General features: G+C 36.6%; 11 protein-coding genes. 2 read left to right on the top strand and 9 right to left on the bottom strand.

What is annotated here, in order from left to right:
• Positions 1-3 precede the first annotated feature (3 nt).
• Complete coding sequence (locus GQR44_RS07045) at positions 4-1,398, bottom strand: ATP-binding protein (RefSeq protein WP_166370668.1); 1,395 nt, start codon at positions 1,396-1,398, stop codon at positions 4-6.
• A gap of 246 nt (positions 1,399-1,644) precedes the next feature.
• Positions 1,645-3,873 (bottom strand): NADP-dependent isocitrate dehydrogenase, encoded by a 2,229-nt coding sequence (locus tag GQR44_RS07050; protein WP_166370670.1) that lies wholly within the window; start codon positions 3,871-3,873, stop codon positions 1,645-1,647.
• A gap of 309 nt (positions 3,874-4,182) precedes the next feature.
• Here GQR44_RS07050 and GQR44_RS07055 point away from each other — a divergent pair, with 309 nt between their 5' ends.
• Positions 4,183-4,875, top strand: a complete 693-nt coding sequence (locus GQR44_RS07055; protein WP_166370672.1) for a pseudouridine synthase — start codon at positions 4,183-4,185, stop codon at positions 4,873-4,875.
• A gap of 120 nt (positions 4,876-4,995) precedes the next feature.
• On the opposite strand, the gene murI is transcribed toward GQR44_RS07055, so the two are convergent.
• Positions 4,996-5,907, bottom strand: coding sequence for a glutamate racemase (murI, locus tag GQR44_RS07060; protein WP_166370674.1), 912 nt, complete (start codon positions 5,905-5,907; stop codon positions 4,996-4,998).
• A gap of 189 nt (positions 5,908-6,096) precedes the next feature.
• Between murI and trmA the strand changes: the two genes are divergently transcribed.
• Positions 6,097-7,203, top strand: coding sequence for a tRNA (uridine(54)-C5)-methyltransferase TrmA (gene trmA, locus GQR44_RS07065; RefSeq protein WP_166370676.1), 1,107 nt, complete (start codon positions 6,097-6,099; stop codon positions 7,201-7,203).
• Positions 7,204-7,540: 337 nt separating this feature from the next.
• Here trmA and GQR44_RS07070 read toward each other — a convergent pair whose 3' ends face one another.
• The 6 genes from GQR44_RS07070 to ftsE all read right to left on the bottom strand — a co-directional run bounded on the left by GQR44_RS07070 (position 7,541) and on the right by ftsE (position 12,713).
• The gene (locus tag GQR44_RS07070) at positions 7,541-8,467 is read right to left on the bottom strand and encodes a dienelactone hydrolase family protein (RefSeq protein ID WP_240923581.1); all 927 of its coding nucleotides are present in this window, start codon (positions 8,465-8,467) and stop codon (positions 7,541-7,543) included.
• Between the two features lie 220 nt (positions 8,468-8,687).
• Complete coding sequence (locus GQR44_RS07075; protein WP_166370678.1) at positions 8,688-9,533, bottom strand: prephenate dehydratase domain-containing protein; 846 nt, start codon at positions 9,531-9,533, stop codon at positions 8,688-8,690.
• A gap of 73 nt (positions 9,534-9,606) precedes the next feature.
• Positions 9,607-10,455 (bottom strand): RNA polymerase sigma factor RpoH, encoded by an 849-nt coding sequence (gene rpoH, locus GQR44_RS07080; RefSeq protein WP_166370680.1) that lies wholly within the window; start codon positions 10,453-10,455, stop codon positions 9,607-9,609.
• Between the two features lie 110 nt (positions 10,456-10,565).
• The gene (locus GQR44_RS07085) at positions 10,566-10,889 is read right to left on the bottom strand and encodes a hypothetical protein (protein WP_166370682.1); all 324 of its coding nucleotides are present in this window, start codon (positions 10,887-10,889) and stop codon (positions 10,566-10,568) included.
• Between the two features lie 161 nt (positions 10,890-11,050).
• Positions 11,051-12,040, bottom strand: coding sequence for a permease-like cell division protein FtsX (ftsX, locus tag GQR44_RS07090; RefSeq protein ID WP_166370684.1), 990 nt, complete (start codon positions 12,038-12,040; stop codon positions 11,051-11,053).
• Positions 12,033-12,713, bottom strand: a complete 681-nt coding sequence (ftsE, locus tag GQR44_RS07095) for a cell division ATP-binding protein FtsE (protein ID WP_166370686.1) — start codon at positions 12,711-12,713, stop codon at positions 12,033-12,035. The genes ftsX and ftsE overlap by 8 nt, the downstream gene beginning before the upstream one ends.
• Position 12,714 lies beyond the last annotated feature (1 nt).

A 12,714-nucleotide genomic window follows, 5' to 3' on the forward strand; every position in this document is an offset into this window, starting at 1 on the left:
TATCTATTTCCTAATTATTGGCAAATTAATAGTGATGGCTAAACCACCTAAAGCGGAATGGGTCGCAACCATACTGCCTTGATGTGCTTGTACAATGGTTTCACAAATCGATAACCCTAAACCTGCCCCCCCACTTAAACGACTACGTGATTCATCAACCCGATATAATCGTTCAAATAACTTAGGTAAAGCGGCATCAGGGACACTAGGTGCACTATCTTCAATACAAATAGAAAGCTGTTTTTTGTTTGTTTTAATATGTACTTGTAATACGCCAGGCGAATCGGTGTAGCGTAGACTGTTTTCTAATAAATTAGAGAATAGCTGCGTTAATGACTTTTGATCTCCTTTAATATAAACCGGCTTTTTAAGATCAAAATGACTGTGCAACTGTATCTGTTTTTCTTGACACCGCAGTTGATATTGATTGCAACTGGTGGCCAATAATTGTTGTACATCAACCGAATCCGTTAAGTTAAATTGTAATCCTGCATCGGATAATGATAATTGATATAAATCATTCACTAGCTGACTTAAGTTCTGAACCTGATGGTGTAAAGAGTCAATATACTTTGGTTCAGGTTGACGAATACCATCCTGTAATGCTTCGATTTCACTTTTTAACACTGAAATAGGCGTGCGCAGTTCATGTGAAATATCTGCTAACCACTGTTCTCTGGTCTTTTTTTGATGTAACAAACTTTGACTTAATTCATTAAATCTCGTTGATAATGCAGCAAGCTCATCTTCACCTTGTACTTCTATTTGCGTTAAATAATCACCTTGTTGTAAGGAATTAGCGGCGCTTTCAAGGCGTTTTAGTGGCGTTAAAAAATGTCGTACCAATAACCAAGATAATGAGAATGACAATAAGGTTACCCACAACACAATCCACATTAGGTTATGTTGCTGCTCGCGATAAAAACTACTCTCTAATGCACCTGAAATAGCATTACGTTTTTTAGTGATCACCCAACCAACCGTCTTACCTTGATAGCTAATCATCACTTTAATCAAGCCTTTTTTACTTTTGGGTTTAGGTTGATTTAATAGAGGTTGATAGTCTTTATCTAAAATAAAAATACGTTTCATTAGACTTTCAACATTCCTTGCAGATGCTTGTCGCGGTTGATTATCTCCATGACGTGGTCGAGCAAATACTTGTGCGATAACATCCCCCACAACTTTTGGAGACAAATCTTGCCAACCATTTAACGTTGAGTAAAAAGGCGCGATATGCTCAGCAACAAGTTGCAATTTTTCCTTTTCACCGTGATTAAGATAATTCCGCAGTCCAGTTTGGAAGCTAGAGTTCATTAACCATGCCATGCCTATGACCATTAAAGAGCTAATGAATAACATAGAAATGAGAATTTTCTTGAACAAGGTTAGACGCATCTAGCACCCTTTTATCTAAATTGATTATCGACGCTTAACTGTAACATAAACTGAGATTTATTCCGTAGCGAGAATTAATACTCCTGCCGCTAAATAAATCACTTGCCTTAAAATATGTATGTCAAAAAGATTAGCTTAAAAAAAAGCCACTAAGTAAATTACTTAATGGCTTTCCAATGACATACTATAAAGTATGTTAAATTTTATAACTTCAACAACAAGGTCATAAAATACTGTTTAAAACGATTAGATATTTTCAATCGCTGTATTTAATGTCGCACTTGGACGCATTGCTGCAGATACTTTAGCTGGGTCAGTGTCGAAATAACCACCTAAATCAACTGCAACACCTTGTGCATCGTTAAGCTCTTGTACAATTTTAGCTTCATTGCTTAATAATACGTCAGCAAATGGTTTAAATTGTGCTTGTAGCTCAAGATCTTTAGTTTGTGTTGCTAACGCTTCAGCCCAGTACATCGCTAAGTAGAAGTGGCTACCACGGTTATCTAATTCTTTTACTTTACGAGAAGGAGATTTATCTTCTTTTAAGAATTTACCGTTAGCAGCGTGTAATGCTTCAGCTAAAATAACTGCTTTTTCATTACCTGTTTTCGCTGCAATATCTTCGATTGAAACAGCCAATGCTAAGAACTCACCTAAAGAATCCCAACGTAAATGGTTCTCTTCAACAAATTGTTGAACGTGCTTAGGGGCAGAACCACCCGCGCCTGTTTCAAATAAACCACCACCAGCAAGCAATGGAACAATTGAAAGCATTTTAGCACTCGTACCCAACTCTAAAATTGGGAATAAATCTGTAAGGTAATCACGTAATACGTTACCCGTTACAGAGATAGTATTTTTGCCTTCTTTAACACGTTGTAAAGAGAATTTACATGCTTCTACAGGTGTTAATATTTGAATATCTAAGCCAGCTGTATCATGGTCTTTTAGGTATTCATTTACTTTAACAATCAAGTTTTTATCGTGTGCACGATTTTCATCTAACCAGAAGATTGCAGGTTGGCCAGTTGCTTGTGCACGACTTACAGCTAAACGAACCCAATCACGAATTGGAATGTCTTTAGCTTGACACATACGCCAGATATCACCGGCTTCAACATCGTGAGACATTAATGTGTTGCCCGCAGAATCGATGACGTTAACAGTACCCGCTTCTTTGATTTGGAATGTTTTATCGTGTGATCCGTATTCTTCAGCTTTTTGAGCCATTAGACCTACGTTAGATACATTACCCATTGTTGCTGGGTCAAATGCACCATTCTCACGACAGAATTTAATCGTTTCTTCGTAGATACCTGAGTAACAACGATCTGGAATCAATGCTTTAGTATCTTCAAGCTTGCCTTCTGCATTCCACATTTGACCGCTAGAACGCACCATTGCAGGCATAGAAGCATCGATGATCACATCACTTGGCACGTGTAAGTTAGTGATTCCTTTATCAGAATCAACCATCGCTAGGCTTGGACGAGTTGCATATGCCGCAGCAATATCCGCTTCGATAGCCGCTTTTTGATCTGCAGGTAAGTTAGCAATTTTTGCGTAAACATCGCCTAGACCATTGCGCTCATCAACACCTAATTCTTTAAATAAGTCTGCATGCTTAGCAAATACATCTTTAAAGTAAACAGTTACAGCGTGACCAAACATGATTGGGTCAGATACTTTCATCATGGTTGCTTTAAGGTGTAAAGAAAGCATGATGTTGTTTTCTTTCGCTTCCGTCATCTCTTTTTCATAGAAAGCACGTAATGCTTTTGCACTCATACAAGATGCGTCAATTAATTCATCTTTTAATACTGGTGTTGATGCTTTAAGTACCGTTTTTTCACCAGCAGCATTAGTAAATTCTATTTTCACATCATCATCTTGGCCTAAAACAACTGATTGCTCAGAGCTATAGAAATCACCATCATCCATGTCTGCAACATGAGATTTAGAATCTTTAGACCATTTACCCATGCGATGTGGGTTGTCTTGTGCGTATTGTTTAACCGCATCGGCAACACGACGGTCAGAGTTACCTTCACGTAAAACAGGGTTAACTGCACTACCTAATACTTTTGCGTAACGCGCTTGTGCATCTTTTTCTTCTTCAGTAGTCGCTACTTCAGGGTAATTTGGTAACGCAAAGCCATGTGCTTGTAATTCTTTGATAGCGGCATGCAATTGTGGAATTGATGCGCTTACATTGGGTAATTTTATGATATTTGCTTCGGGCGTCTTCGCTAAGTCGCCTAGTTCGGCTAGGGCGTCAGCTTGCTGTTGTGCAGGAGGTAATTTATCAGAAAAGTTAGCAATAATTCGAGCAGCTAGAGAGATGTCACGCGTTTCTACAACGATGTTTGCAGCTTTAGTAAATGCATTAACGATTGGTAATAGAGAGTGAGTTGCAAGCGCAGGTGCTTCATCTGTTTGTGTATAGATGATCTTTGCTGATTTATCTGTCATTTTATTTCCTTTAACAAAAATTTATGAAGTGAATTGTTAGCGTTAAAAATGTTATCAAATTGTTACGCATAATAATTACGCGCATATCATATCGGAAAAAACAAAATTATCTAGTTTCAGACCCTTAAGTCATCGATTAAAACGAGATCAAGATCATTATTTGTGAACTTGTGCTTGTTACCATCAAGTAATTAAATAATGTCAGATAGCGCTATTTGATACTGATAAACATAACATTTCATAAGCAACTCTGCCTTAATATTTTATTCTGCTACAATGTTTTTTTTTGACTGCTTTTAAGGGCAACAAATGAACCAACCTCCAATAAAAAAAACCAATAGCACATTTAAAGCAGACGCAAAGAGCAGTCCACGAAAAACCAAAAAACCTTCGCATTTTAATGTTAAAAAAGCAGCGCATAAAACCTTTGTTCCGAAAAAAGCACTACCTAAAGCAATGCAAAAAATCGTTCTATTTAACAAACCTTTTGATGTGTTAAGCCAATTTACCGATGAAGGTAACGCTGACAGCTTTCGAGAAACCTTAAAAGACTACATTACGATCCCTAATATCTATGCTGCGGGTCGTTTAGATAGAGATAGTGAAGGTTTATTGGTACTAACCAATGACGGGCAATTGCAAGCGGACATCACGCAGCCAGGTAAAAAGACGGAAAAAACCTATTGGGTACAAGTTGAAGGTGCCCCAAAGGAAGCTGACTTAGACAAATTACGTCAAGGTGTGAAATTAAAAGATGGTATGACCTTACCTGCAAAAGTAAAGATAATGGACAACCCTAATATTTGGGAGCGATACCCTCCGATACGCGAACGAGCGAACATTCCTACTACGTGGTTAAGCATTACCATTTCTGAAGGGCGCAACCGACAAGTACGCCGAATGACGGCTAATATAGGCTTTCCGACATTACGTTTGATTCGTTACTCCATTGGCGAATGGACCATTAAAGGGCTTGATAACGGGACTTTCAAAGTACTTTAAAAAGCAATCAGTTATTTAACAAGCAATCAGAGTTTTAACAGTAAAAAGCCCGAAGCATAAATTTACTCAGAGCCAACTCTGAATGGATTCGGGCTTTATCGATTTATTACTACAAGTGACCTAAAGCCCACAAAAATTAATATCTAAAAAGCCCCGCTCTTTAAAACTCATTGTTAAAGCGGTTAAATGTGCTTTGCTTTCAAACTGGCGGGTATAAAAAGCCTGATGATTTAATGGGTACTTGTTTAATGGGTAATTGTTTAATGGGTAATTGTTTAATAGCTGAGAACTTGATAGTGGATCGTTTAATAATTGCTCACTTGATAACTGTTCATCTAATAACTGTTCATCCAGTGATAGAGGATTTAATAACTGCTTTACACGCAACGCAATCGCTTGCCCAGAGTCAACTAAATGAACCGGCCGAGCGAAACAGGCACTGATTTCTTCTTTGAGTAGAGGGAAATGAGTACATCCTAATACTAATGTATCAGGCATGTTATCTTCATTCTTTAACCAAGGTGCTAATATTGCTCTAAAACTATCTACATCAAGTACTTTCCCTATCAACTTATCTTCGGCTAATTTAACCAATTGAGTAGAGCCAATACGCAGTACCGTTTTATCAGCGGCAAACTCATTAATTAACGTATCGGTATAAGCACGCTCTATAGTACCCGGCGTTGCTAATAATCCAATCACATTATTAGCAGTGATTAAAGTAGCAGGCTTGATGGCCGGGACAACCCCAACAATTGGTATAGTAAAGTGCAGGCGTAATGCATCAAGCGCGACAGTGCTCGCGGAGTTACACGCGATGACAATTAAATCAACCGAGTGCAACTGCATAAATTCAGTTAATAATTGTGTTAGTCGATGAATTAATTGTTCTCTTGGCAGCTCACCATAGGGGAAGTAAGCATTATCAAACAAATATTGACACTTGATAGTAGGATTATATTTAACTATCTGTTCGTAAACAGATAAACCACCGACTCCAGAATCAAATATAAGTACTCGTTTGGCTGACATTTTCTACTTCCTTGGCAAAAAAAGTATTTTAGCCTGTAATCAAAGCATAAAGAAATAAAATGATCATTAACCTGGTAATAATGATGGTCGGTTTTAGCTAGCCAACAGCTACTCGCTGTTTTAGAATGCCCCTCCATTTAAATGCTATTGAAAAATAGTCAGTGATAGATATAAAAAACAGAGGTTATTATGAGCTTAGAATTTGTTGATCCGGATAATTATGAATCACAATTAGACGCTAAAAAAGAGCAATTTACAGCTCTCTTTTCAACCTTTGAACTCCCTGAATTAGAATGTTTCGATTCACCAAAAACACATTACCGTATGCGCAGCCAATTTCGAGTTTGGCATGAAGATATGGACCTGTATTTTTACATGACTAACCAAGAAACGCGCCAGCGTATACGTGTAGAACAATTTGCTCCTGCGAGTGAATTAATTAATCGATTAATGCCACGCCTAGTAGAAGAGTTAAAAGTATCCCCTATTCTTCGCTATAAATTATTTCAAGCTAACTTTTTATCAAGCATGAGTGGCGAAATTATGGTGAGCTTTCTTTACCATAAAGTTTTAGATGATGAATGGTTAACGGCGATTAAAGCATTAAAAACCCGCTTATCTAAAGAGTTTAAGATTAACTTTATTGGTCGAGCACGCAAACAAAAACTGATTGTCGATCATGATTATGTAGTAGAAAAACTAAATGTAGATGGGCAACAATTAATATATCAACAAGTTGAAAATAGCTTTACCCAACCTAATACAGAAGTTTCGATTAAAATGCTTGAGTGGGCTATCGAATGTACACGAGATAGTGAAGGTGATTTATTAGAACTGTACTGTGGTAATGGTAATTTTTCTTTAGCATTGGCAAAGAACTTCAACCGAGTATTAGCGACAGAAGTCTCTACTCCATCGGTTAATTCTGCACAATATAATATTGCCGCAAATAATATTGATAACGTGAAAATTGTTAGAATGTCTGCTGAAGAATTTACTCAAGCGATTAATGGCGAGCGAGAGTTTAATCGTTTAAAAGAAAAAAATGTCGATTTATCTAGTTATCAATGTAATACCATTTTCGTTGATCCACCACGGGCTGGCCTTGATGATGATACCGTTGAAATGGTACAAAAATATGACAACATCATGTACATCAGCTGCAATCCTGAAACGTTAAAAGCGAATCTTGATGTATTTACTCAGACACATGAGATTAAAAAATTCTCTCTATTTGATCAGTTCCCTTATACACACCATACCGAAGCGGGTGTGTTTTTAGTTAAAAAGCATTAACTATTCAGAAGATTGTTATCTGAGCCTATTTACTTGTTGAAATATGCTTATATAAACAAAATAAAAAAACGGGTCGATAAATACAAAAAAGCTACATACCTAAGTATGTAGCTTTTTATTTTGTAACTACTCAAGCCGTTGCTATTTAAGCCTATTTCTTCGTTGAAAAATGCTCATTTAAACCACTAAACTGCGCTTTTTCGCCTTGAACTAAGCATAAATAGCTTAGCCCTGAGCATTTACGTTTTTATTTTGGTAAAAAGCACTCAGTTTTAATGGGGCCTGAGTAGTTACTTTATTTTTACACTTAACTGACGCGCTTATTAGCTAACTAAAATCAAGCCGTGGCTAGATGCTTATTAAAAAAGTTGATACTTCTATCCCAAGCAAGGTCGGCCATGGTTGGAACGTAGCGAGCTGTTGAGTCATTATGAAAACCATGATTGGCTTTTTCATACATATGCATTTCATAATCCACATTATATTTTTTTAAGTCCGCTTCATATTCTGGCCAATACGCATTCACCCTTTTATCAAGCTCAGCTAATTGAATTAATAAAGGTGCTTTAATATTTTTTCTTAATTCTGCTTTAGCAGGGGTTCCGTAGAACGGCACACCCGCATCCAGCGTTTCAGGGATAGTTGCTGCCAGCATATTGACAATATAGCCACCAAAACAAAAACCTACTGCACCTAGTTTTCCATTACTCTGTGGATGTGTTTTTAAATAATTAGCTGCTGCAATAAAGTCTTCTTCAATTTTATTTTTATCTAACGAACTTTGCATCTTTTTACCTTGGTCATCATTACCTGGGTAGCCACCAAGTGAATGTAAGACATCAGGGGCAAAAGCAATAAACCCTGCTTTTGCCAAACGACGAGCAACATCTTTTATGTAAGGATTTAAGCCGCGATTTTCATGAATAACCAACACCACAGGTAATTTACCGTCTACAACTTTTGGTGTAACAAAATAGCCTCTGCCTTCACCGTGCCCTTTCGGTGATGGGAATGTTTGGTAGGTTGCAGTGATCTCATCATCATTAAATGAAATTTGTTCAGCGAGCGCATAATTAGGCGTTAATGCAGTTGAAAGTGTTGCTAAGGTAATACCGGCTCCTGCAATACCAGCTAGTCGTCTTAAAAATGTACGTCTATCTATATCTCCATGAGCATATTCATCATACCAGTCAAAGGCTTCTTGGGGGATCTGCATGCTAGGCTGGTTTTCTGGTGCTTTAGTTATATTAGCTTTATTAGTCATATTCACACTCTCATTATTAATAAATTATTACATTTAAAAACGATCGTTCAAACAATAACCAATTTAAAACCTAGTGTAAAATTTATTCTTAATAATCAGTGATCATCAACCTATTCCTAGCGTCATTTTTCATATCTTTATTATTTTTGCAAGGATGTAACGATCTAATAATCGATAAAGTGAATAATAACTTAGTGCAGTGAAAACGATTTAAATAGTTTTAATTGACGGCTTTAATATAAGAGCCAATCACTGTTACTGCATATTGAGCTTGTATCTCAGCTAACGCAGAAGCGATATGTTGATCTTCTTGATGTCCATCTATATCAATAAAAAAGTGATAATTACCTATTTGTGAACGAGTAGGACGAGACATGATAGAGGTTAAATTTACTTTTTGCATTGCAAAAGCACTGACAATACTGCCTAAAACACCCGGACAATCTTGTTTATTATTAACAACCAAAGTGGTTTTATATTCTTTATCCTGAATCCGTGCTTGAGGTGTTTCAGAAAGTACTAAAAAACGTGTTTGATTATTAGCATAGTTGGTTACGTCATTATCAACTATGCTTGCTTCAGTCGCTTGTGATAAAGCATGTTGCGGAATAATTGCACCAGCCGATTTACCTTTTTGTTGCGCTAACACCAAGGATTCAATATTGCTTTGCGTGTTGTGTATTCTAACACCTTCCAATCCATTGATGAATTCAGAGCATTGCCCATGAGCAACAAACTGCACATACAAATCACGTAGATCAGAGAATTGCTCACAGAATCCAACAAATGAGAATTGAATCGGCAATAGCAGTTCAGAGATAACAAACAGCTTAGTATCCAATAATTGGTCTAAAACTACCTGCACATAACCTTCGGATAAGTTTTCAATGGGTAAAACACCTAATTGACAGTCTTTGCCAACGGCTTGAAAGGTTTGTGATAGCGTAGAGTAATATTTAATATCAGTATTGGGGACGGGATTTTTATCTTGAATAGCTTGAATATACTGCTTAGTAGCGAGATCTGAGAATGTATCTTTAGGGCCAAGTGTCGCGATAGTAAGCATAGAATACCGAGTTGATCTTAGAGAGGGTAAATAAAAAGGTGAGCCTGAGCTCACCTGATAATATTCTAACTATTTAGAAGTCCATGTTAGTTTTTAATTTCTTAAGAGCATTCGCTTCTAACTGACGAACACGCTCCGCAGAAATATCATAACGAGCAGCTAAATCGTGTAAAGTGGCTTTTGGCTCACTCAACCAACGAGAATTTAAAATATCTTGGCTACGTGCATCTAACGTTGATAACGCTGAATACAATTTATTCTTTGTATGAGACTCAGTATTTTCTTGCTCAATTTGAGTTTCAACGCTTGCACTTTTATCTTCAAGATAGTGCATCGGTGCAAAGGTATTGTCATCATCGTCATTAACACTTAAATCAAAAGATTGATCTTGAGCATTTAAGCGAGACTCCATTTCAAGTACATCTTTAGTACTTACATTTAACTCTTCAGCAACCGCTTCTACTTCTTCTTTTTTGAACCAACCTAAACGTTTTTTAGATTTACGTAAATTGAAGAATAATTTTCGTTGTGCTTTTGTCGTTGCAATTTTTACAACACGCCAATTACGGATCACGTACTCATGAATCTCTGCTTTAATCCAATGCACAGCAAAAGAAACAAGACGCACACCCACAGTTGGGTCAAAGCGTTTAACCGCTTTCATTAGTCCTACATTACCTTCTTGAATTAGATCCGCTTGCGCTAAGCCGTAACCTGCATAACTTTTAGCAATGTAAGCAACAAATCGAAGATGCGACATGACTAATTTTTTAGCGGCTTCTAAATCACCTTTGTAATATAGACGCTCTGCTAACTCTTGCTCTTCTTCAGCGCTTAGCTTAGCAAATGAGTTTACAGATTGAACATAGGCTCCAATACTTCCTTGAGGAACTAGACTCATTGAATTTATTGTTTCACTCATGTTTTACCTTAATACTTGAAGTTTTAATAATAAGTGTTTCGATACTAATCAAACACTCTATATTATACAGTATCAAATTGAAAATAAAATATTTTACTTACCTAATAACCCTAACTGGCTATCAAAAAATTGAAGTAACATCTTTTATCTAACTTGCGTTTTACAAAACGGGATAACCAATATTGTCCGATACTATGATGTTGAAAAACATCTCGAAAATGTAATGAATTGATACGCATAATCTGACCATCAAATAGATCAAAAGTTCCGTAAGCAACCAACCGTCCATCAATACGAATAACAAGAATTTCTTTACAATTAGCAATCAAATCAATCAGCGTCATGCCTTTATGGAAGGCCATTTGTTCTTGAATGAGCACTTGGCATGTAGGTGACGAAATGGGTAACAACTGAATATCAACATTTTTTTTCATAAAACACCTGAAATCAAATTCCCTTAGCAAACCCGTGAAGTAGATCACATATTACAGGCAAAACAAAAGAGATCAAGCAGTTGTTTTTGATTTATTTTTATAAAAAATTGGTATTAAGTTATTCCATAAGCGTCTAAAAGCAGCAATTATAGTGATTAAAATTACTTCGGTTCAATCTTCACAAGGTATTGTTTTACAGATATAAATGAAGCAATAAAACCTAATAGAGCACCAACAATAAGTAGTGTAATAGATTCATCAAAATTCAATGATATTATTTGAAATTGAGCCTGATAAAGGCCGGTTAAATTCATCACCCCAGATTCCAACCAGATAACCAGTATCCAAGAAAAGAACCAAGCAATCACACCACCCAAAAATCCATACCAAGCTCCGATATAAATATAAGGTAATTGGATAAAACTGTTGGTTGCTCCGACTAATTTTAGTACTTCTATTTCATCACGTTGATTAAGTATGTTAAGCCGGATCGTATTACTAACAATTAATAACACAGATAATAATAATAATGTTGCAATACCAATGACCATATCAACCACAAGATAGAAAATAGCCTGTAACTTTTCTATCCAATCAATATCAACACTTACCAAGTCAATATCTTGCTCTCGTTCAAGTTTAGCCACTAGTAATTTACTGCCTGCTGCATTCATCGCCGATTTAACAGGTACAACCACCAGCACTGCTGGCAATGGATTTTCATCTAAATAACTTAATGCCTTTGAAAAACCAGACATCTCTTTAAACTCTAACAATGCTTGATGACGCGAAATATAAGTAACGGCTTCAATATCTTCATACAAACCTAACTTATTAATCAGTACTTGTACCCGTTCTTCAGAAATATTCTTTTTTAAAAAAAGGCTTACCTCTGAGGCGCTGTCCCATTGTCCGCTAACGCGCTCTACATTTTTATAAACTACATGGAAGACAGTGGGTAAAGATAATGCGACACCTAATACTAGAATTGTCATCAAGGTTGCAAACGGCGTTTTCCATAATTCAAAAAAACTATGGATAACCTGATGTACATGCTGTACAAGCGTTGCTTTAACACGACCAATAAAAGACACTTTATTAATTTTAGGAGAGCCAGATAGCTTTCTTTTTGCGCCCATCTTGTTACTCATTACGTTCCCTTAATAAGCCGTCATTGATCATATCACCATCACGCAATGTCAGTGTACGGTAACGCATCTTAGCAATTAGCCCTAAATCATGTGTGGCAATCAACACGGACATACCAAATTGATTTAAAGATTCAAACAAGGTTAAAATTTCTAATGATAATTTAGGATCTAAGTTACCAGTGGGTTCATCTGCTAATAATAAAGGAGGTTGATTAATAATTGCTCGCGCTATACCTACTCGTTGTTGCTCACCACCTGATAAGTTGATGGGAAAACTGCTTTCTTTCCCCGTTAATCCCACTTTATCTAAAGCCGCTAAACTACGCCGTTTAATTTCATAACGGCTGTAACCTTCAATTAATAAAGGCAAGCCAACATTTTCAAGTACGGTACGATTCATCAATAAACGATGATCTTGAAAGATCATACCAATATGACGACGTAAATAGGGAATATCATTGCCTTTAATATGACTGATATCATTGCCATTTAAAACAATACGCCCCGTAGTAGGGCGCTCCATCAGGCTCACCAGCTTTAATAAAGTACTTTTACCAGAACCAGAGTGGCCGGTAATAAAAGCCATTTCGCCTTGTTTTAAATGAAAGTCTACTTTATTTAAAGCGATTTGCTCATCGGCATAAATTTTGCTGACTTCTTCGAATAATATCATT

Origin of the sequence: Psychromonas sp. SA13A (assembly GCF_011378715.1) — a bacterium.
Classification (GTDB): Bacteria; Pseudomonadota; Gammaproteobacteria; order Enterobacterales; family Psychromonadaceae; genus Psychromonas.